This window comes from Pseudomonas sp. H3_E07, assembly GCF_054668895.1.
In genome coordinates this window covers 5655155-5677091 of record NZ_CP162795.1, presented here as the reverse complement: position 1 = coordinate 5677091, position 21937 = coordinate 5655155, and the positions used below count along the sequence as shown (strand labels likewise).

At 60.9% G+C, this 21937-nt stretch carries 18 protein-coding genes and 1 pseudogene; 10 read left to right on the top strand and 9 right to left on the bottom strand.

Annotation, left to right across the window (positions count from 1 at the left end; all coding sequences use genetic code 11):
• Positions 1-46: 46 nt before the first annotated feature.
• From AB4O08_RS26265 to AB4O08_RS26255, 3 genes are all read left to right on the top strand, one after another.
• A complete protein-coding gene (locus AB4O08_RS26265; RefSeq protein ID WP_460114516.1) occupies positions 47-880 on the top strand; it encodes a LysR family transcriptional regulator in 834 nt (277 codons plus the stop codon).
• A gap of 796 nt (positions 881-1676) precedes the next feature.
• The gene (locus AB4O08_RS26260) at positions 1677-3332 is read left to right on the top strand and encodes a methyl-accepting chemotaxis protein (protein WP_031291295.1); all 1656 of its coding nucleotides are present in this window, start codon (positions 1677-1679) and stop codon (positions 3330-3332) included.
• 257 nt (positions 3333-3589) lie between these two features.
• A complete protein-coding gene (locus AB4O08_RS26255; RefSeq protein WP_080938486.1) occupies positions 3590-3955 on the top strand; it encodes a hypothetical protein in 366 nt (121 codons plus the stop codon).
• Positions 3956-4131: 176 nt separating this feature from the next.
• Here the strand turns inward: AB4O08_RS26255 and AB4O08_RS26250 are convergent, their stop codons facing one another.
• From AB4O08_RS26250 to AB4O08_RS26240, 3 genes are all read right to left on the bottom strand, one after another.
• The gene (locus tag AB4O08_RS26250; protein ID WP_021493014.1) at positions 4132-4554 is read right to left on the bottom strand and encodes a DUF7832 domain-containing protein; all 423 of its coding nucleotides are present in this window, start codon (positions 4552-4554) and stop codon (positions 4132-4134) included.
• A 110-nt stretch (positions 4555-4664) separates the two neighbouring features.
• Positions 4665-5141 carry a DUF6882 domain-containing protein gene (locus tag AB4O08_RS26245; RefSeq protein ID WP_069673000.1) on the bottom strand — a complete coding sequence of 159 codons (477 nt, stop codon included), beginning with the start codon at positions 5139-5141 and terminating at the stop codon, positions 4665-4667.
• Positions 5128-5673, bottom strand: a complete 546-nt coding sequence (locus tag AB4O08_RS26240; protein WP_460114515.1) for an N-acetyltransferase family protein — start codon at positions 5671-5673, stop codon at positions 5128-5130. Before AB4O08_RS26240 ends, AB4O08_RS26245 begins: the two co-directional genes overlap by 14 nt.
• 163 nt (positions 5674-5836) lie before the next feature.
• Between AB4O08_RS26240 and AB4O08_RS26235 the strand changes: the two genes are divergently transcribed.
• Positions 5837-6397, top strand: a complete 561-nt coding sequence (locus tag AB4O08_RS26235) for a cysteine hydrolase family protein (protein ID WP_010210149.1) — start codon at positions 5837-5839, stop codon at positions 6395-6397.
• Positions 6398-6431: 34 nt separating this feature from the next.
• Here the strand turns inward: AB4O08_RS26235 and AB4O08_RS26230 are convergent, their stop codons facing one another.
• On the bottom strand, positions 6432-7919 hold the full coding sequence (locus tag AB4O08_RS26230; protein WP_431479824.1) for an FAD-dependent oxidoreductase: 1488 nt from the start codon (positions 7917-7919) through the stop codon (positions 6432-6434).
• Between the two features lie 134 nt (positions 7920-8053).
• Between AB4O08_RS26230 and AB4O08_RS26225 the strand changes: the two genes are divergently transcribed.
• Entirely contained in the window at positions 8054-8467 is a 414-nt protein-coding gene (locus tag AB4O08_RS26225; protein WP_021493010.1) for a MarR family winged helix-turn-helix transcriptional regulator, read from the top strand.
• 52 nt (positions 8468-8519) lie between these two features.
• On the opposite strand, the gene nirD is transcribed toward AB4O08_RS26225, so the two are convergent.
• On the bottom strand, positions 8520-8882 hold the full coding sequence (gene nirD, locus AB4O08_RS26220; protein ID WP_010210145.1) for a nitrite reductase small subunit NirD: 363 nt from the start codon (positions 8880-8882) through the stop codon (positions 8520-8522).
• Entirely contained in the window at positions 8882-11422 is a 2541-nt protein-coding gene (nirB, locus tag AB4O08_RS26215; protein ID WP_205517773.1) for a nitrite reductase large subunit NirB, read from the bottom strand. Before nirB ends, nirD begins: the two co-directional genes overlap by 1 nt.
• A 576-nt stretch (positions 11423-11998) precedes the next feature.
• On the opposite strand from nirB, the gene AB4O08_RS26210 reads away from it, so the two are divergent.
• Positions 11999-15973, top strand: coding sequence for a molybdopterin-dependent oxidoreductase (locus AB4O08_RS26210; protein WP_460114514.1), 3975 nt, complete (start codon positions 11999-12001; stop codon positions 15971-15973).
• Positions 15974-16075: 102 nt separating this feature from the next.
• On the opposite strand, the gene AB4O08_RS26205 is transcribed toward AB4O08_RS26210, so the two are convergent.
• The gene (locus AB4O08_RS26205) at positions 16076-16207 is read right to left on the bottom strand and encodes a hypothetical protein (RefSeq protein ID WP_255213007.1); all 132 of its coding nucleotides are present in this window, start codon (positions 16205-16207) and stop codon (positions 16076-16078) included.
• Here AB4O08_RS26205 and AB4O08_RS26200 point away from each other — a divergent pair.
• Together AB4O08_RS26200 and AB4O08_RS26195 are read left to right on the top strand one after the other, a co-directional pair.
• Positions 16206-17159: pseudogene (locus AB4O08_RS26200) on the top strand (cache domain-containing protein); the annotation flags it as partial. The gene AB4O08_RS26205 and the pseudogene AB4O08_RS26200 overlap by 2 nt on opposite strands.
• Positions 17160-17294: 135 nt before the next feature.
• Entirely contained in the window at positions 17295-18062 is a 768-nt protein-coding gene (locus AB4O08_RS26195; protein ID WP_371857077.1) for a methyl-accepting chemotaxis protein, read from the top strand.
• A 40-nt stretch (positions 18063-18102) separates the two neighbouring features.
• On the opposite strand, the gene AB4O08_RS26190 is transcribed toward AB4O08_RS26195, so the two are convergent.
• Both AB4O08_RS26190 and AB4O08_RS26185 read right to left on the bottom strand, forming a co-directional pair.
• Positions 18103-18879 (bottom strand): nucleotidyltransferase domain-containing protein, encoded by a 777-nt coding sequence (locus AB4O08_RS26190; RefSeq protein ID WP_460114513.1) that lies wholly within the window; start codon positions 18877-18879, stop codon positions 18103-18105.
• Between the two features lie 102 nt (positions 18880-18981).
• Positions 18982-20013, bottom strand: coding sequence for a UV damage endonuclease UvsE (locus tag AB4O08_RS26185; RefSeq protein ID WP_460114511.1), 1032 nt, complete (start codon positions 20011-20013; stop codon positions 18982-18984).
• Between the two features lie 172 nt (positions 20014-20185).
• Here AB4O08_RS26185 and AB4O08_RS26180 point away from each other — a divergent pair, with 172 nt between their 5' ends.
• Positions 20186-20599, top strand: coding sequence for a DUF2231 domain-containing protein (locus AB4O08_RS26180; RefSeq protein ID WP_010210135.1), 414 nt, complete (start codon positions 20186-20188; stop codon positions 20597-20599).
• Positions 20596-21888 carry a PQQ-dependent sugar dehydrogenase gene (locus AB4O08_RS26175; RefSeq protein WP_010210134.1) on the top strand — a complete coding sequence of 431 codons (1293 nt, stop codon included), beginning with the start codon at positions 20596-20598 and terminating at the stop codon, positions 21886-21888. Before AB4O08_RS26180 ends, AB4O08_RS26175 begins: the two co-directional genes overlap by 4 nt.
• Positions 21889-21937 lie beyond the last annotated feature (49 nt).

Sequence of the window (21937 nt, the reverse complement as noted above, 5' to 3'; positions counted from 1 at the left end):
AAGCTATCCTTTGACTTATGAAGCATCCGCAATTTCAGGACAATCCATGCACAGAACAGGAATGACCGAACTGGAAGTGGTTCTGGCCGTTGCTCGCCGCAGCAGCTTTCGTGGCGCAGCACAAGAGTTGGGCATGTCCACCACCGCCGTGAGCAGTGCGGTGGCCGGCCTGGAAGCGCGCCTGAAGGTGCGCCTGTTCAATCGCTCCACGCGCAGCGTTGCCCTCACCGACATCGGGCAACGCTATGTGGAACGCATCGCCCCGGCGTTGGCACAGATCAAAAGTGCCGGCGAAGAGGCCAGCGTCGGCCCCGACAAGCCCAGCGGCACACTGCGTATCAATGCACCGCATGGCGGGGCCTATCTGCTGCTGGAGCCGCTGTTCAAGCAGTACGCTCAGCGCTATCCCGACGTGCGCATCGACATCGTCAGCGAATCAGGCATGGTCGACATCGTCGCCGGAGGTTTCGACGCGGGGATTCGCCTGGCAGAGTCGGTGCCACAAGACATGATTGCCGTAAAACTGTCAGATGACATTCGAATGCTTGTGGTGGCAACGCCCGAGTATCTCGAACGCCAGGGTGTGCCCGAGCATCCGCAAGACCTGCTCAGCCACCAGAGCATTGGCATGCGCATGGCCCACGGCGGCCTCTACCAATGGGAACTGGAGCGAAACGGTGAAAAGTTGCAGATGAATCTGCCGGTGCGCTTCATTTTCAACGAGATGCTGGCTATCAAACAGGCCGTGGTGTTGGGCCTTGGCATCGGTTTCATTTCCGAGTGGTTCATACAGGAAGAACTGGCCAGCGGCGCCCTGGTGCCAGTGCTGGTACCGTGGTGCCCGTGCTGGTACCGTGGTGCCCGTCGTTCGGCGGTTTGAGGCTTTACTACTCGGGCCATCGCTTCGTACCGCCGCGATTACGCGCATTGATTGATCTGGCGCACGCGCTGCGGCCCACTGTGGTTTGAGCATGTCGCTATGGGCCGTTTTCGGCCAAAAGCAGACATTAACGTCGGAGATAAACGGCGGCTGATAAGTTGGCAAAATCGGCCAATCAGACGTTCATGTCGATCAATCCGCTAGTCCCTCTCATGCTCGGCCAGCCGGCATGAATGTCCCGCAAGTGGGGCAGTCAACGCCATCGCTCGCCATTTGCATAACCCCCTCGCCGCACTCCGGGCAAACCTGCCCCCCATAACCGGGAGCCATTTCTCGCAGCAACTCGGCTTGCGACGAAACGGCAATAGCCCCTAGCGAAAGCATGCTCACAATTAGCGTGCCCTGGCTCACCCCCCTACAAAATACCTGTACAGAAATAGCACTACGCATTTTTACAGCGCTCGCAGGATTCTATCGGCCCAAAGAGGGCCTTGGGCTGTATCGCCGCCAAACAGTAGTCAGCCCGATAGCCGGACCTCTATTCCTGGCGCTTGCCAGAAACCGGAGGTTACTGACCGTTCATCGGGATTGAGTGATGTCATGACGACATCACTCCGATATAGTTGTACAAGAGTTGTACAAGAACAAATTCTTGTACAAGATTACACCAGCTAGGAAATAACGCCGCGACTCGTTGCCGTCGAACAAAAGAATGCCTGCGCAGGATGCGGACCAAGGGCGAATACATACCCTTGCAGGTGTCCCTAAATTGCTCCTCCCACTACGCAGGTACATCATGCCAACGCACACTCCCCGGCTCTCTACACGGACCAGTCTCTATGCCGGCTATGCCAGCCTGCTCGCGTTTATGTTGCTGATCGCCGCTATCTCGCTGTACGCCCTGGCTAACAGCAATAAGGACTTTTTTCTCTACGTTAATGGCGTTGATGCACGTACCCGCCTGGCCAACACACTGAACGACGCCGCCGCCCAGCGTGCGATTGCCCTGCGTAACATCGCCTTAAACAGCAATGTCACCGCGAGAGGACAGCAGCGAGGCGCGATTGCCGCCAACGAACAATTGGTGGCCAGCAGCCTCGCCGCGCTACGCCAGGCAACTGATAACCATGGTGATGTGTCGCCCAAAGCACGTGAACTGTTCTCAACCATCGAGCAGGTCGAGAGCCGCTACGAACCGGTAGCGCACACCATTGCCGAACACCTGTTCAAGGGTGAAAACGATGAGGCCCTGCGCATGGTCAGCGAGCAGTGCACACCATTACTGGCCGAGCTGACACAGGCAATTGGCGAATACCTGCGCTACACCAACCAGAGAGCAGACCTGCAGGTCAGCGAAAATGACGAACACTATCTGTCACAACGCAACCTTCTGCTCGCCATTACTGCGCTGGCCGTCTTACTAGCAGCGGTACTGGGCTACGTCATCAGCCGCAACCTGCTGCGCGCGCTGGGTGCCGAACCGAGTGAACTCAACCAGCTCGCCCAACGGGTTGCCAACGGCGATTTGCGCGCTAGCGAACGCACGATTGAGCCACCACAAGCCAGCATCATGGCCGCCCTGCTGAGCATGCAGGAGAACCTGCGGGACATGACCAAGGGCATAAACCTGTCCTCACAGACCGTGGCCGAATCCAGCCAGGAGCTTAGCCAATCGAGCCTGAGAAACGCCGAAAGCGTGGCCATGGCACAGTGCGAGGTCGAGCAGATCGTCACCGCCGTTCACCAAATGGCCGCCACCGTGCAGGATGTCGCGCGCAACGCCGAATCCGCCGCCAGTGCCGCCAGCGAGGCCGATAGCGCGGCCCTGTACAGCCAGCAGAAGGCCAAAGATGCCGTGAACATGATCAGCGAGCTGGCCGAGACAATCGAACAGTCCAACATGGCCATGGGCCGGCTGAAGAATGAAACCGGCAATATCGGCGGCGTGCTTGAAGTGATCAAGTCGGTGGCCGACCAGACCAACCTGCTGGCCCTCAATGCAGCCATCGAAGCTGCCCGTGCTGGCGAGGCCGGACGCGGCTTCGCGGTGGTAGCCGACGAGGTGCGCAGCCTGGCACAGCGTACCCAGAAGGCCACCTCAGAGATCGAGGGGCTGATCGCCAGTCTGCAGAAAATTGCCGACGAGACCTCGCAGCATATGCAACGCTGCAAGAGCTCCAGTGCGCAGTCGGTGTCCGGCGTTTCCGAGGCCGGTGACGCGGTAAGCACGATCGTAACCATGATCGAGCGGATCAACGGCATGAACCACCAAATCGCCGCTGCCGCCGAGCAGCAGAGTACCGTTGCCGAGCAGATCAGCCGGGGCATCGTGACCGTCAGCGAAAGCGCCGAGCAATCCGCTGCAGCCTTCCGCAGCGCTCAGCAGGAAAGCGAAGGACTGGCACGCACCAGCGTGACATTGCGAGAGAACATCTCGCGCTTTCAGCTCTAGGGTCTGTTGCCGTTTCATCGCAAGCCGCGTTGCTGCGAGAAATGGCCCCCAGTTAGCCGCAGGACGCAGGTAATGGTCCGAGTCCTGCAACAACAGCGGGGGCCATTTTCCTAGTAACCTTATGACCACAATTGTGCAATACCTGCCATTTTTGAGCGTCTGCTTTTGGCCAAAAGCAGACTGTGGACAGGTAGCCGTTGATGTCTCTACGCTGGACAATCTAGTGACAGCACAGCGGTAAAAAAGGAGTAGTCACGTTGGAAGTTGCCATTGATCGAGATAGCGTTCATGCAGGAGATGATCTGGGAAGCCATGCGACGTCGATCACACTCGATCCATCAGCAACGCTGCGCGCCTTAATCGAAGTGATACAAGAAGCCGGCTACTTACCGGGTATCAATGGAGGCAAGGCTACTTGGATTATTTGGTCGTCTGACAAACCAATAGGTGTTTTAGCGCAGCAATGGCCAGCACCTAAATTGACCGTGCCGCCCGAAAGCACCGTTGATCAATATTTCGGAAATGCCGAACCTCGCCTTCTGTTCAGATATTGGTGTCAGGCAGATCCAGATGAGGTCTTTTCGAATATCAAGACCGGAAATGAGCCACCTTCACGATTTTAGGATTGGCGGTGGACATTTCTGTCGATCAATGCGGTTCAGATGACTGCTTTGGGTCGAAAGCAGCCGGTCACGACTGACCGCTTTAGACCCGAAGCGAACACTTCTGTGTGCCATACAGGTAATGAAGGATGTGCGGCGCAGAGCCGATCAGCGATTGTTTTCGCCTAGGAGCACGGTTACGCCTCTGCTTTAATCAGCACGCCACTCTTAACCCGCGCATCCAGAATCGCGGAAAACGCCTTAAAATCGTGCGCGGATTCCGGGGCAACATACATCAAGTTGCCAAAGTGGTCGGCGTAGTCTTGAAGGTAAAGGCCATTGCTCCCGTAATACTGTTGCGCAATCTCATTTCCAGCGTCGTTCAAGTCCTCCTCGGTAAATTTGCCATCGCAATACCTGAAGAGAAACTCGGTGGCGGAGAGTTCGCCGCTGATCACGCGGGCGACGGCTTCAGGCTCTTCCTCGGCGTGAAAGTCGCCAGCCCAGCCTTTAATAAAACACCATCTTAAGAACAGCGCTATGTGTGTGCCGCCATGTTCCGGTGGTTGGCCTGCTGGAAAGTCTCCGCCATGGTGCCAGCTTGCATCATCGTATTTCATGGGCGTCCTTGAGATGTTTTGCGTTGAAAACGGGAGTTTGATTTATCACGATTTCGCAGGGATAAGGTAGGTCTGTTTTAACGTTCAGCCACCCCACGCAGTATCTTGGGTCATTGAACCGTTCGTATCGACGTGATCGCCAGGAAGGTCGTCGGCCCATCGGGACCGGACGGCCCCCGATAGCACCCTTGCGCCTGGAGGTGATGAACCGCTGCGGCGGTCAGTTCCCAGGCCATGCTTTCATCCTGAATGGCAAAGGCCTGGTCGTCGCCAAACAGGTCAAACCCCGTGATGGCTTGAAGCTGCTTGAGTGGCAGCGCGGCCTCGCGCAATGCAGGGTCGACGCTAGGGTTGCTCCAGGCCCATTTCCAGGTGCTGAATTTACCCGAGTAGCTGCCGATGCTTACGACGTCTGCCACGACGGCCAGCCTGTCGTGGCTGTCGAAGAACTGGAGTACCCCCTTGGATTGTTCGAACCACCAGCGGGCCATTTCGCCCAGCCCGTAAACCCGGCTCAACTCCGTCTGTTTCAGTGACAGCTCATCCATCACTTGCGCCAAAAATGCTTCAAATTCATGGTCCGTCATGGACGTCTCCTTGTTGTGCAGGAAAAGCCAGCCGATACCTGACTTCCTCCAGTGTCACGCCGCCCCTTATCAGGTTGCGCTCACTGCCGGCATCCGCGACACAGCCTGCCCTGCGATAAAACCGGATCGCTCTTTCATTAAGGCTCAACACCCAAAGCGTCACCCCCTGAAATCCACACTCCCTCAATGTCTGCAGGCCGGCCTTCCACAAGGCCAGCCCGGCGCCCGTTTGCCAATACCGGGCTAACACGTAGATGGCCATGACCTCGCCGGTGTTTGCCCCAGCGGCATCTTCGTCACGGCTGGCGCCCACAGAGATCCAGCCGACGACTTGCTTATCCACCTGCGCGACCCACACGTGGGACTCATCCGATTCTAACGCGCGCATCCAGAAGGATTCACGCTGAGCCAGGGTGGCTTCCAGCGAACTCAGGTATTGAGCAGGCATCAGGTCACGATACGCGGCTTGCCAACTGCTGATATGCACCTGGGCAATGGTCTTTGCATCAGAGGGTAATGCCTTGCGGATCATTGAAGTATTCCTGCTTCGTACTCTGGACAACAACGGTAGCGAATACAGGTAACGGATTTATTTTTTCATTCAGTACTCCGCCACCTTTCAGGCTTCGAAAAATTCGCTGTCTGGAAGCACACGCAGGCTGATATGTTTCGAGCCTCACGCAAAGGGAGGTGCCATGCAACCGTTAGCCACCAACGCCGCACTGCTGATCATCGACATGCAGCAAGGCATGAACGAACCGAAGCTGGGGCGACGCAACAACGCGGATGCTGAAGTGCAGATGCAGCGCCTGCTAAAGGCGTGGCGGCAATCCAACCGCCCGGTCGTGCACATCCGGCACATGTCCCGCTCGCCCGACTCGGTGTTTTGGCCGGGCCAGCCGGGGTGCGAGTTCCAGCCCGCGCTGCAACCGCTTGCCCTGGAGCATGTGGTGGAGAAGAACGTTCCGGATGCGTTCACCGCGACAGGGTTGGAGCGTTGGCTGCACGTGCGTGGGATCCGGCAATTGGTGATCGCCGGCGTGATCACCAACAACTCGGTCGAGTCCACGGCACGCTCAGGCGGCAACCTGGGCTTTGCGGTGACGGTGGTTTCAGACGCCTGCTACACCTTCGATCAAGTCGATTTATCCGGGCGCCTTTGGCCTGCTGAAGACGTGCATGCGTTGTCGCTGAGCAACCTGGCGATGGACTATGCCGGGGTTGTAGAGACCGACGAAATACTGGCTCATTGCTGAGTGGAGCCGTCATGCATTCGGTGCACCGAATGCGTCAGCATTGGACCCGCTGAAGATAGTCTTCCAGCGTATCGACATGCGCTGAAGAAACCACCGCCCCAACATACCCATCAGGACGCACCAGCACCCACTCGCCAATCGCCAGCCCATAGATGCGTTGAAAGTGCCCCTGGTCGTCGATCAGCTCGCCGCCGGCCCCAACCGTATGAATCTGCACACCAGGCCGCGCCTTGACTAAGCCACCCGCCACGCCGTAGCCCAGCAGTGTCCAGTGGGGTCCCTGAAAAAGGTTGAACAACCGCAATGCCTGCCCAGCGACACCCCGGACCGGCGCGTCCGGCGCTCGGTCGCCGGCGGCAACGCCGTTGCGCACGGGGTGCTGCAACGCCAGCGAGGACGTGGGGTAGCCGATGTCCAGTTGGTGCACTTCCCTGCCCCGCCGCAGCTCGCCGCTCTTCATCTCGCCGAGCAGTTGGGTGGACAAACCGAGCACCGAGGCGGCGACCGGCCGGCGCTCCTGTTCGTAGGTGTCGAGCAAACCATCGGGCGCTCCCTGCACCACCGCAGCCAGCTTCCAGCCGAGGTTGTAGGCGTCCTGCACACTGGTATTGAGGCCCTGGCCACCGGTGGGCGGATGGATATGGGCGGCGTCCCCCACCAGCAGCACCCGGCCCTGGCGGTATTGATCAGCCAAGCGTGCGTTCATGGTGTAGGCCGACGACCAGGTCACGCTGTGTACCTGGAGACCGCCGCGGCCGGTGCGCTGGGCGAGCAGGTGCGTGAGCCCTTCGGCGCTGAAGTCGATGTCGACATCCGCCGGGATCGGCGCCTGGATCTGAAACAGGTCGGTGCCGGCCAGTGGACATATCGCAATCTGGCGCTGCCCATCCCCCTCTCCGAAGCGGTGCCAGGCATCACGTGTGAGGCCGCTGAGTACCACATCCGCCACCAGGGCGTGTACGCCAAGGGTCTTGCCGGGGAAGCCGATATCCAGGGCGTGCCGGACAAAGCTGCGACCGCCATCGGCACCCACCAGCCAACGTGCGCGAACGCTTTCTTCGCCGGCCTTGCCGAGCAGTCGCGCGGTGACGCCCTCGGCATCCTGTTCGAACCCCACCAGCTCACAACCAAACTCAGGCTGGTGGCCCAGTTCAAGCAAACGTTCGCGCATCACCTGTTCGGTCAAAAACTGCGGCACCATCAACGGTTGCTGGTAGGGCTCAGCGGGTGTCGGGGCGTTGGTTTGGGTGAATTCGACGTCGCGGTAGCTGCCATCGTCGCGGTAGCGCCGGTCAGTCGGATAGACTCCACCCACGGCCATCAAACGATCGAGAAGCCCCAGGTCTTCGAAGACTTCCTGAGACCTGGGCTGGATGCCCTTGCCACGGGAGCCGGGGAAAGGCTGCTGGTTCTTTTCGATCAAACGAAAGGTGATGCCCCTTCTCGCCAGGTCGATCGCCAAGGTCAGGCCAGCGGCACCGGCACCGCAAATCAGTACATCGACAGCGAATTGCGTTTTCATACTGGATCACCTATATGTGCAATACGCACATATTAAGAGAGGCCAACACTGTGTCAATAAAAAATGTGCAAAACGCACATATATCTGCCCAACTGCGTGACCTGCATGGCTCATTAGTTGAGATCGTGGGGGTGATGAACCGCCCGCAACGCGACGAGGCGATGGTCCGCGAAGCTGGGATTTCCCTGGACCGCGCCCTGTTTCCATTGCTGGTGCTGGTAGAGCGGCTGGGTCCGATTGGTGTGGTCGAACTGGCCGACCGCGTAGGCCGCGACTACACCACGGTGAGCCGGCAGGTGACCAAGCTGGAAAGCTTGGGCCTGGTGTTGCGCCAGGCAAGCGCAATTGATCGCCGCGTGCGAGAGTCGGTGATTACCGATAAAGGCAAGGCCATGACTGACCGTGTCGATGACGCGCGGGAGAGGATCGGTGTGTCGATCTTCTCCACTTGGGAGGAAGGTGATTTCGACAACCTGGTGCGGTTGATGCGCAAGTTTGCAGAGGACATCAAGGCCGATTCAGTGCGTGCGACGGAGGGCATCGCCTAGGGCCATCTACGTTTCCTGTGGCAAGCGGGGCAAGCCCGCTCGCCACACTGCGTCAATCCAGTGCCAGTTCCACCCCCCCACCGTTCAACCGCACCGGCCACACCCGCAGGCGCTGGTCCGGTGCCTCCAGGCATTGCCCATCTTCCAAGCGGTAATGCTGCTTATAGATCGGCGCCGCCACCACCAGGTCGCCCTTGATACTGCCGATCAAGCCACGTCCGATAACATTGGCACCGGATTCCGGGTCATGGTTGTCAATCGCGTACAAGGTCTGGTCCTGCGCGCCCGGCAGGTAGAACAGCGCCACTTGCGCGCCGTCCAACCACACCACCACGCCGGAATTGCTCACCAGGTCGGACTCGCTGCACACACGTTTCCAGGTGGCCAGGTTGCGTTGGGTATTGAGCTGACTCATCAGGCAATCTCCTCGGTGACGGGAATCAGGTTGAGTTCGGCCGCCATGATCGGCCGACGCTGACCGCGTTCCTGGACGAAGTGGATGTCCGGGTCGGGGCGTTTGTCGTTGACGAAGGTGCGGAAGCGCTTGAGTTTTTCCGGGTCTGCGAGGGCGTTGGCCCACTCGCATTCGTAACGGTCGACGACTTGTTGCATCTGCGCTTCCAGCTCGGCACCCAGGCCCAGGCTGTCGTGCAGGATCACATCCTTGAGGAAATCCAGGCCGCCTTCCAGGCTTTCGCGCCATACCGAGGTGCGTTGCAGCTTGTCGGCGGTGCGGATGTAAAACATCAGGAAACGGTCGATGTATTGGATCAGCGTGGCGTCGTCCAGGTCGGTGGCGAACAGTTCCGCATGACGCGGGCGCATGCCACCGTTGCCGGCGATGTAGAGGTTCCAGCCCTTCTCGGTCGCGATTACGCCGACGTCCTTGCTCTGGGCCTCCGCGCACTCGCGGGTACACCCGGACACCGCGAACTTGAGTTTGTGCGGCGAGCGCAGGCCCTTGTAGCGGTCTTCGATCTGCAGCGCCATTTTCACACTGTCCTGCACGCCGTAGCGGCACCAGGTGCTGCCCACGCAGGACTTCACCGTGCGCGTGGATTTGCCGTAGGCGTGCCCGGTTTCGAACCCGGCGGCGATCAGTTCGCTCCAGATATCCGGCAGTTCGTGCAGTTGCGCCCCAAACAGGTCGATACGCTGGCCGCCGGTGATCTTGGTATAGAGGTCGTATTTCTTCGCCACTTCGCCGATCACAATGAGTTTATCCGCGGTGATCTCGCCGCCCGGAATACGCGGCACCACCGAGTAAGTGCCGTTCTTCTGCATGTTGGCCATGAACGTGTCGTTGGTATCCTGCAACGGCACCAGGGACGCATCCATGATCGGCTGGTTCCAGCACGAGGCCAGGATCGAACCCACCGCCGGTTTGCACACGTCGCAACCGGTATGGCCACGGCCGTGTTTGGCCAGCAGTTCGTCGAAGGTAATGATGCCTTCCACGCGCACCAGGGCGTACAACTCCTGCCGGGTATAGGCGAAATGTTCGCACAGGCTCTTGTCGACGCTGACGCCACGCGCAATCAGCTCATGCTCGAACACTTGCTTGAGCAACCCGGCGCAGCCACCGCAACCGGTGCAGGCTTTTGTCTGGGATTTGAGCAGGCCGAGGTCGCTGCAGCCGCTGTCGATGGCCGAGCAGATCGCGCCTTTGGTGACGTTATGGCAAGAGCACACGGTGGCCGATTCCGGCAACGCGCCAGGGCCCAGGGTCGGCGCGCCGGCGGCGGATGGCAGGATCAGGCTGGCCGGTTCGGATGGCAGTGCGATGCCGTTCTGCATGTATTGCAGCAGGGTGTCGTAGTAGCTGTTGTCGCCCACCAATACGGCGCCGATCACCTGCTTGCCCGAGGCATCCACCACCAGGCGTCGATAGCTGGCGCTGGCTTCGTCGATGAACTGATAGCTGCGGGCGCCGGGGGTGTGGGCATGGGCGTCGCCGATAGAACCCACGTCCACGCCGAGTAACTTGAGTTTGGTCGACATGTCGGCACCCACAAACGGCTCGGCGGTCTGCTTGCAGAGCAGCGCAGCGACGCCTCGGGCCATCTGGTAGCCCGGTGCGACCAGGCCGAACAGGCTGCCGTTCCAAGAGGCACACTCACCAATTGCGTAGATGTTCGGGTCGCAACTCAGGCACTCATCGTTGATCACCACGCCGCCGCGCGGGCCGATGTCCAGGCCCGCCTGCCGCGCCAACGCGTCCTGGGCGCGGATGCCCGCGGAGAACACGATCAGGTCGGTTTCGAGGAACTCGTCATTGGCAAAATTCATGCGGTAACGGTAGTGCTCGCCCGCACTGATGGATTGGGTGGCGCGCGACAAATGCACCCCCACGCCCAACCGCTCGATCTGCGCCTTGAGCGCCAGGCCGCCAAAGTCGTCGAGTTGCACCGGCATCAAGCGCGGCGCGAACTCCACCACATGGGCTTCAAGGCCCAGGCTTTTCAGCGCGTTGGCAGCTTCCAGCCCCAGCAGGCCTCCGCCCACCACCACGCCACGCCGCGCATTGGCGGCGGCCTTGCGGATCGCGTCCAAGTCTTCAAGGGTGCGATACACCAGTCGTGAATCACCTTCGGCGCCGTCGATAGGTGGCACGAACGGATAGGAGCCGGTGGCCAGCACCAGTTTGTCATAGGCGACGCAGCCGTCAGCGGTAATCACCTCGCAGCGGGCGCGGTCAATCTCCAACACCGGCACGCCGAGATGCAGGGTTACACCCGGCGTCTGGTACAACGAGGCGTCGGACAAGGCCAGCGACTCGGCGTCGCGCCCGCTGAAATATTCGGACAGATGCACCCGGTCATAGGCGCGCATCGGCTCCTCGCTGAACACATGCAAACGGTAGTGATCCAGTGCGCCGCGATCGATCAATTGCGCCACACAGTGGTGGCCGACCATGCCATTGCCGACGACGATCAAAGTTTTGAGATTGTTCATATAAAGCACCCGACAAAGCTCATCACGGATTAAAAAAGCAAAAAAAAACGCCTGAAACCTTGCGGTTCCAGGCGTCTTTGCCTGTTCTTATGCGGGTTCGGATCAGGCGACTGCGCCGGATTCTCCGCTATTGCCCCTGGTGTCGATCGTCGTTGACCGAAGTGGGTTGAGGGGGAGCTTGCAGGGTCTGTGCCAAGCCGTCGGATACCCCGCTGCAACGCCGCTGGCGTCGACAACCCACGCTAAAACACCGCCCGCGGCGCCTCCAACTGGTGCGCCCCGCTTCATAAATGTGCACACCCCATCCTCTGCCGAACCGTTTTCTGGGGTGAGCGGACTTGCCCCGCGCCTCGGTCTCAGGAGAGTTGCTGCGCAGCCCGGTGCGGGGCAGGCCCGCTCATCACGACAGGCCGCGTTCCTCAACAAACCGCGCCTTGGACAACCTGGCGCGTGACTTGCTAGGAACACCCCAACCGAGCAGTCAACGCTGACTGCCCTCTCACGACAAAGGCGCCGTGTAATCCCCGTTCTCAACGGAGGGTTGCAAGGCGCCTTTTTTGTTTACGCAGGTTTTAGATGGCCAATCAGAGCATACGCAGTGTGTGTCCCTATTGTGGCGTGGGCTGCGGCATCGTCATGCAGGTAGAAAACAATAAAGTGGTCAAGGTGATCGGCGACACGGCCCACCCCACCAACTTCGGCCGGCTGTGCACCAAGGGCACCACCTGCGGGCAAGCCATCGCCGACTCCGGCCGCATGGAAAACGCATATGTCCGCCAGGCCCGGGAGCATGACCCGGTGCGTATCGGCATAGACAAAGCCATCAGCGAAACCGCGCGCCGCCTGCGCCACATCCTCGACACGCACGGGCCGCAGGCATTGGCGTTCTATGTGTCAGGGCAGATGTCGCTGGAAGCCCAGTACCTGATCAACAAATTGGCCAAGGGCTTCGTACGCACCCACCACATCGAGTCCAACTCTCGGCTGTGCATGGCCAGCGCCGGCAGTGGCTACAAACTCTCCCTCGGCGCCGACGGCCCGCCAGGGTCCTATGAAGATTTCGATCGGGCCGACCTGTTCTTCGTGATCGGCGCAAACATGGCTGACTGTCACCCCATCCTGTTCCTGCGCATGATGGACCGGGTCAAAGCCGGGGCGAAGCTGATCGTGGTCGACCCACGGCGCAATGCCACGGCGGACAAGGCCAACCTGTTCCTGCCGATCAAACCCGGCACCGACCTTGCGCTGCTCAATGGCTTGCTGCACCTGCTGGTGAAAAACGGCCACACCGACCCTGCCTTTATCGCCGCCTTCACCGACGGCTGGGAGGCGATGCCCGCGTTCCTGGAGGACTATTCGCCAGAGCACGTCGCCGTGATCACCGGCCTGGCCGAAGCGGATATCCGCCAAGCCGCCGACTGGATCGGCCAGGCCGCGGAGTGGATGAGCTGCTGGACCATGGGCCTCAACCAGAGCACCCACGGCACCTGGAACACCAACGCCCTGTGCAACCTGCACCTGGCCACCGGCGCCATTTGCCGACCAGGCAGCGGGCCGTTTTCCCTCACCGGTCAACCCAACGCCATGGGCGGGCGCGAAATGGGCTACATGGGCCCTGGGTTACCGGGGCAACGTTCGGTGCTGGTCGAGGCCGACCGCGCCTTTATCGAGGACTTGTGGCAGATCCCCCCTGACAGCCTGCCGCGCCAGGCCGGGGCTGGCACCGTGGCGATGTTCGAACAGATGGCCGCCGGGCAGATCAAGGCCTGCTGGATCATCTGCACCAACCCGGTCGCCAGCGTGCCCAATCGGCAAACCGTCATCAAGGGCCTGCAAACCGCCGAGCTGGTGATCACCCAGGACGCCTTTCTCGACACCGAGACCAACCGTTACGCCGATATCCTGTTGCCCGGCGCGCTATGGGCCGAGGCCGAAGGGGTGATGATCAACTCCGAGCGCAACCTGACATTGATGCAAAAGGCCGTCGACGCCCCCGGCGAAACCTTGCCCGACTGGCAGATCATCGCCAGGGTCGCCAGTGAGATGGGTTTTGCCGAGGCCTTCACTTACGCCTCGGCGTCCGAGGTGTTTGAGGAAATCAAACGCGCCTGGAACCCCAAGACCGGCTACGACATTCGCGGCGCGAGTTACCCGCGCCTGCGGGAGAAGCCGCTGCAATGGCCCTGCGCATCGGACGCTGCAGCGGACCGCAACCCGATCCGCTACGTGGACAAAGGCCCCGTCACCTTCGCCACCGACAACGGCAAAGCCCAGTTCCTCGCCCGACCCCATATGCCGCCGGCGGAACTGCCCGATGAGGCGTTCCCCTTTGTACTCAATACCGGCCGTGTGCAGCACCAATGGCACACCCTGACCAAGACCGGCAAGGTCGCCACCCTGAACAAACTCAACCCCGGCCCCTTCGTCGAATTGCACGCCGAAGACGCCGCCCGCCTGGGCATCAAAGACAAGGACCGGGTTGAAATACGTTCCCGCCGCGGCCACGCGGTGCTGCCCGCCGTGATCACCGACCGCGTGCGGCCAGGCAACTGCTTTGCGCCCTTCCATTGGAACGATGTGTTCGGCGACAACCTGGCGATCAACGCGGTGACCAACGACGCCGTCGACCCGATCTCCTTGCAACCGGAGTTCAAATGCTGCGCCGTCGCCCTGGCCCGCGTTGAGCTGATCGGCCTGCAGTCCCTCGACCGCCCTTCCCCTGTAGCTGAGGACACCGCCATGTCGCGCCTCGACGCCTTCGCCGAAATCGCCGGCATCCGCCACCTGTCAGCGCCGCCACTGAGCGACAGTGAGCGCACCTACCTCGCAGGCTTCCTCAGCGGCCTGCAAGCCAACGCCGCACGCCAGGCCGTCGGCATCCCGACCATGCCCACGAATGCGCCATTGGCGGATGCCTCGCGGCTGTGGCTGAACGGCTTGCTCGGCGCACTGTTCAGCCCTACAGAATCCCTCGCAACCCCCTCCCCGGCCGTCACCTTGTTGTGGGCCTCGCAAACCGGCAACGCCGAGGCCTTGGCCGAACGTTTTGCCAAGCGCCTGCGCGACGCGGGTATCAGCGTGGAACTGAGCGCGATGTCGGACTTCCCGGCGAGCAAACTGGCGAGCACCCACACCCTGGCGTTGATCAGCAGCACCTTTGGCGACGGCGACCCACCGGACAACGGTGAAGGTTTCTGGCACAGCCTCAGCACCGCCGAGACGCGCCTGGAGTCGCTGCGCTTCGCGGTGCTGGCCCTGGGCGATCCGAATTACGACCAGTTCTGCAACCACGGCAAACAACTCGACCAACGCCTGCTGGAACTGGGCGCCACCCGCCTGCTGGAACGCGTCGACTGCGATACCGAATTTGAAGCGCTGGCCGATGCCTGGCTGGTGCGCTTCCAGCAAACCCTCACCCCGGCAAAACCCGTCGCACTCGCCACACCCGCGGGTAAAACCAAGCTGTATGGTTCACGCCTGCTGCTTAACCGCCAGCTCAACCCGCTGAGCGCCCACAAGGAAACCCGCCAGTTCGCCCTGGACCTGGCCGACTCCGGGCTGACTTATGAAGCCGGCGATGCGCTGGGCGTACGGCCACGCAACTGCCCCGAACTGGTCAACGAACTGCTCGACCTCACCCGCTTGAAGGCCAGTACCTGCGTGAACATCGACACGTTCGGCGACGTGCCCCTGCAACAGGCCCTCACTCAGCACTTCGAAATCGCCCGGCCCAGCAGCGACACCCTCGCTTTCATCGCCGAGCGCAGCGCCAACCCTGGCCTCAAGCACTTGCTCAACCCCGAACATAAGGCCGAACTGAATGACTGGCTGTGGGGCCGGCAACTGGCGGATGTGCTACAGGAATACCCCATCGAGTGTTCGGCGGATGAGCTGCTGGGCACGCTCAAACGCCTGCAACCGCGCCTGTATTCAATCGCATCAAGCGCCAAGGCCCACCCCCATGAAGTGCACCTCACCGTGGCTGCCGTGCGGTATGGCAAGCGTAAGGGTGTGTCCTCGACCTTCCTGGCCGACCGTGTCGGCGACGGCGAAGTGCCGCTGTTCGTGCAGCCCTCCAAACACTTCCGCACACCCACTGACGGCGACGTGCCGATGATCATGATTGGCCCCGGTACAGGAATCGCCCCATTCCGTGCGTTCTTGCAGGAGCGTCGCGCGCTGGGTCATCAGGGTCGCAACTGGTTGTTTTTCGGCGAACAGCACGCGGCCAGTGATTTCTACTACCAGGATGAACTGCAAGGCATGCAACGCGACGGCCTGCTCAGCCATTTGAGCCTGGCGTTTTCCCGCGACCAGGCGCAAAAGGTCTACGTGCAGGACCGCATCCGCGAACAGGGTGCCGAGCTGTGGCGCTGGTTGCAGGATGGCGCCAAGCTGTACATCTGCGGCGATGCCAGCCATATGGCGAAAGATGTCGACCAGGCCCTGCGCCACGTCGCGCAAACCCACGGCGGGCTTGGCGTTGAGGGTGCCGTGGATTACTGGCGTCAGCTGAGTGAGCAGAAGCGTTATTTGCGTGATGTGTACTGATTGGATACAGAACAATAAGCACTTTGTATTGTGTACAAAAAACCCTAAAGATTTACCGGCTACGGGCCGAAACAGCAGTGATAGCAAATCGCCGCAAGCCTGCTACAGGCGCGCGACGATTTGGCCGCCCTTCACGCTGATGGTCGTCTCGATGAAAATAAAAAATAAGCTGGTACTCGCCTTTGTCTCGGTTGCTTTCATTCCGGTAAGCCTGGTGGCCGTGATTTCAGTCATGAACGCACGAACCGAAGCGGTGGATCAGTTCATCGACGGCAGCACCCGGGAAATCCGCCAGATCGATGGCAACATCCGCCAATTCTTCGACGGCACGCTGCAGAACGTCGATCAGATGGCCACCGATTCTGTATACACCTCCGTCAACACACTGAAGAACTATCAGCCCGCGGACGCGGCCAGCCAGCCCATGCCCGCCGAAGCGCAAACGGTGGTCGAGCGCTTCGCGCGCTATGGCGCCACACACCCAGCAGCAGCGATCCTGTCCATCGGCCTGGAAGACGGCACCTACGCCAAATGGCCGGATGACCCGCAACTGGCCAAGTACGACCCACGCACCCGGCCCTGGTACAAAGCAGCCATGGCCAGCCCCGGCAAGACCGTGCGCACCCCCGCGTATTACTACGACAAAGACGACGTCGCCCTGGTGGGCACCGCGCGCGCCCTGCTGGAAAACGGCAAGGCCAAGGGCGTATTCGTGGTCAGCGTCTCGCTGAAAAACCTCACCGAACTGGTCAAGAGCATCAAGTTGGGCGAAAGCGGCTACGTGATGCTGGTCGAAGACGGCGTGGTGCTGGTGGACCCGCGCAACGCCGCGCACAATTTCAAGCCGCTCAAGGACCTGGGCGCGGCCTATGCACAGTTGGCCGAGACACCACAGGGCTCCACTGACGTGGTGATCGACGGCGTGCACTACATGGCCAACGTGTGGACGTCCCCCGGTCTAGGCTGGCGTTATATCGGGCTGATCGAACACCGTGAAGTCATGGCCGAAGCCACACGCATGACCTACCTCACCGCCCTTATTGTCGGTGTGCTGGTGCTGATCTTCGGACTGATCGCGGCGGCCTTCTCCAAGGTTATCGTCAAGCCTATCGGGCAGGTCAGCACCGGCTTGCAGTCCATTGCCCAGGGTGAAGGCGACTTGCGCCACGAACTGCAGGTCCAGGGCAAGGATGAAACCGCCGAACTCGCGGGCTGGTTCAACAAGTTTCTCGCGGCGATCCGTCAACTGATCCAACACATCGGCGCGGCCTCGGCCAATTTGCAGAACGCCTCCAAGGTCAACAGTGAGGTGGCGCACAATATGAATGAGGCGGCCGGACGCCAGCGTGAGGCGGTCGAGCTTGTATCCACTGCGTTCAACGAGATGGTCGCCACTGCCAACGAAGTCGCACGGTCCTGCAGCGGCGCGGCGGAATCCGCCGAGAACGGGCACCGTCGCGTGGCCGAGGGCAAGCAGCAGATCGAAGTCACCACCGATAACGTCAACCGCCTGGGGCGCCGCCTGACGGAATCATCCCAGGCCATGGTCGAACTGGAAGCCGGCAGCCGCAGCATCAACCAGATCCTCGGCACCATCCGTGCGATTGCCGAACAGACCAACCTGCTGGCGCTCAACGCGGCTATCGAGGCCGCCCGTGCCGGTGATCAGGGCCGTGGTTTTGCGGTGGTGGCCGACGAAGTGCGCGCCCTGGCCAAACGCACCTCCGACTCCACCGGCGAAATCGAACAACTGCTCGGCACCCTGGAAAACAAGACCCAGGAAGTCACGCAAAAGATGGGCAGTTGCCTGGACCTGTCGCGGGCCAGCGTGTCGTCCATCGAAAGCGCGCGGGACAGCTTTGAAGGCATCCAGACGTCGGTCAACGAAATCCGCGACCAGAACCTGCAAATCTCCGCCGCCGCCGAGGAACAACACAGCGTGGCGGAAGAGATCAATCGGCACATCCAGCAGATCTACGACGAGGCCCGCCTGGTGGAAAGCCTGGCCAACTCGGCGCAGGACGATTCGGGGCGGTTGTCCAACCTCTCGGATGAGTTGAATGGGCTGGTGGGACGGTTCAAGTCGTAGGACCCGTGTGGTTTGGTTATACCAGCGAGCACCCGTAGCACTACGCTCGCTGTGAAACTATCCAGCTCAGAAAGGCCTGAAGTCGGACGGAGAATTTTTCACCATCGGCACTCGGGTTGCGGGCTTCAAACAGGAAGAACGCCACCTGAATCATCATCGTCGGATGCCCCTGGACGAACAGCGCAACGTGCTCTTCGAGTGTCTGCGGCCACGTAGCCGCATCGGGCGAACGGAATACATGGGTCGCCCTGATCAACTTGCGTGACGCTTCACGCTGCCAGCGAAGCCGCTCCAATTCGCTGTCGGCGCCTGCGATGCGTGTGAGGTAGTCGGTCAAAACCTTTTCGAAGTCACCGTTCATGGCCAAGGCAATTTCCACGGAAGGCCGAAACCGCTCAACGTGCAGCGCAAGGTCCTCCCCCCACACGCATCGGCAATGGTGCTTGAGCCAGAATCCCCAGCTGTTCAGGTTTTCGGCCGCCACTACTTCCCCACGGCTGCCAATATCGAAATCGACCTTGGTGACTTGCGAATGCCGGCGCTCCAGGTCGCGCCGGATTGCTTCCAACCGTTCCAGTACCTGTGAAGTCGGCGGCTGGCGCAGCACCAGCGTGAGATCAAGATCGGAAACACCAGGGACGGCATCACCGCGCGCCACACTGCCATAGAGGTAGATGCCCTCCACTCCTAGCTCTTCGTGCGAGAGCGCGGTGCAGGCATCTTCAAGCAATGACTGAAACTCGCTCTGCACGGGCGTTTCTGGGATTGTGAGGATAAAACCTTCGGCGTCGACGCCGTTAAAATGCGTTGCACTCACGAACGAAGCACCTCAATCCCCCCTCCTCCCACGCGAACGTTGATTGGCCCGAGGCGATCGTGCCGCACAATAGCTGCAGGGTTGGCATGGTTGCAGGCTCCCTCACTGAACTGAACGTCGCTTGAAATGCTCATAAAACGCCCACGCTGCCACATTCTTGTCCTTGGACTCCAGCATGATGTCGAAGCGATCGAAAAACTGCAGCGCGTAGTCGTTGGTCCAGCGGTTCCACATTTGCGCGCTGTGGGCGTACAGGTCGCGCTTGGCGACCACCTTCAACAGCGCATCCATTTCCAGTTTGTGCTCGGCGTCGAAACCGAGCGCCTGCAAGACTTCCTGGGGCTGAGAGTAATGCATGGTAGGGCGCACACCGCGCCAGCTTTCAATCACGCGGGCGACCCGTTCCGAGTGCGGGTCGATGTACTCGTTTTCATTGATCCAGCAATGATGGATATCCAGCACCACCGGCGCCAGGTCGGCAACTTGCAGGCAATGGTCGAGGCCATAGGATTTTTCGTCGTTCTCGAAGGTGATGCAGTTGCGCGCCACTTCCGACAGCCGCGCCCACACCGCGCGAGTGCCTTCCACACCCAGGCGACCGGCGATATGCACGTTGCACTTGAGGTCCTGGAAGCGCTGGCCGTAGCCCATCATGCGGATCATGTCGGCGTGGTATTCAAACTCGGCCAGGCTGTTTTCCACCACACCGGGGTTCTCCGAACCGAGCACGCAGTACTGGCCGGGGTGGAACGACAGGCGGATATCCGACGCGCGCGCCAGCTCGCCAATGGCGGCGAAGCCTTCCTCCAATTGACGCTCGATGGCCGGGTCTGTGTACACGGCGGCGACTTTTGGGTGGCTGTAAAACGGCAGCAAATCGCTGCTCAGGCGCAGCATGCGCAAGGTCGGCGGCAGTTCGGCGACATAGGCCAGCAAGCGCAATTGGGCGGCCAGGTTGTGAGTGACCACTTCCACCAGCTTGTCGCGGGCCACTTGCGGCGTGACGCTGTCCATCCAGCGCAACGTGGTGGTGCGCGGATTGAAGGGACCCTCGATCAACTTCAGGGCACTGGCGGACAGCAGGCGCTCGGGATGTCGGTACTGGCACGCAAAGCCGATGCGGGGGTGGGTCATGGAGGCGCCTGGCGAAAGCAAAGAATGGAATGATACGGCGTTAGGCCGGCGCCGCCCTAGAGGGTTCCCACTATTTCGAAACGTTTCACGCTGAACTTTCTCACACACGCTGCGTTCACTTCTTATGCGCTGCCCCGTCCAGGGGCGTTGTACAACAAGGAGCCGCCCCCCTATGACTACCCTTCCCGCCTACCGATACGCACCCGGGCCGCTGCATGCGACCTTGCTCGCCGGCACCGTGCCGTTGTTTCTCGGTGCCTTGCTCAGCGACATTGCTTACACCCAGACCTACCAGATTCAATGGGCCAACTTCTCGGCCTGGCTGATTGCCGGTGCACTGGTATTCGCAGGCTTTGCGTTTTTGTTTGCGCTGGTCAACCTGCTCCGTGCCGAACGCAAGGCCGGGCAACCCACACGATATGTCCTGTTGCTGCTGGCCACCTGGATACTCGGCCTGGTCAATGCCTTCCAACACGCCAAGGACGCCTACGCTTCGATGCCCGGCGGCCTGATCCTGTCGGCCATTGTCTTGCTGCTGACGTTGGCGGCCACCTGGACCGGCCTGCGCTCGGGAGGTGTTAAATGAAAACGTCCAGCACCCTGACCCTATTAAGCGCTGCGCTGCTGCTGACCGCATGTGGTGGTGAAGGCGACAAGACCCAGGCCCGCGGCCCCGATCCCAAGTTGCCGGAACAGCAAAGCAGCCTGCTACCCAGCATGAAGATTGCCGAGCCCGCCCCCTGGGGCGAACAGAAACCCAAGGTGCCGCAAGGCTACAGCGTCACCGCCATCGCCACTGACCTGGCCATCCCGCGCCAGACCCTGGTGCTGCCCAACGGCGACATCCTCGTTGCCGAAGGCCGTGGCGGCAGCGCGGCCAAGCTCAAGCCCAAGGATGTGATCGCCAGCCTGATCAAGGCCGAAGGCAACACCAAGGTCAAGAGCGGCAACCGCCTGACGTTGCTGCGTGACGCCGATGGTGACGGCACCTATGAACTCAAGACCGTGTTCGCCGAAAACCTCAACGCGCCATACGGCCTGGCATTTGCCAACGGCAAGCTCTACGTGGCCAACCAGGATGCACTGGTGAGTTTCGACTACGCCGACGGCCAGACCAAGGCCGCTGGCCCACCCACCAAGGTCACCGACCTGCCGGCGCAGATCAACCACCACTGGACCAAGTCCCTGGCGGTGAGTGCTGACGGCAGCCAGCTCTACGTGGGTATCGGCTCCAACAGCAACATCACCGAACGTGGCATGGAAGTGGAGATCGATCGCGCGATGGTCTGGCAGATCGACGCCGCAACCGGCGCGCACAAGCCTTATGCAACGGGCCTGCGCAACCCGACAGCGCTGACCCTGCAGCCTGACACCGGTCAACTGTGGACCGTTGTGAACGAACGCGACGAACTGGGCCCCGACCTGGTGCCGGACTACCTGACCTCCGTGCGTGAAGGCGCGTTCTACGGCTGGCCGTACAGCTACTGGGGCCAGAATGTCGACCCGCGCGCCCAGCCACAGAACCCGGCCAAGGTTGCCGCCGCGATCAAGCCGGATTACAGCCTGGGCTCCCACGTGGCAGCCCTTGGCGTGGACTTCTCTATCCCCGAAATGGGCGAGCAGTTTGCAGACGGCGTATTCGTCGGTGAACACGGCAGTTGGAACCGCGACAACCCGGTGGGCTACAAAGTGATCTTCGTGCCGTTCAGCAACGGCAAACCGTCCGGCGAGCCGATCGACTTCGCCACCGGCTTTCGCGGCGACGACGGCAAGACCCGTGGGCGCCCGGTCGGCGTGACGGTGGATCCGAAAGGTGCGCTGATCATCGCCGATGACTTGGCCAATACCATTTGGCGGGTGACACGTAACCGCTAAGCAAACCGTTTGACATGGTTGCCTGAAGCGACAATATAATTGCTTCAGG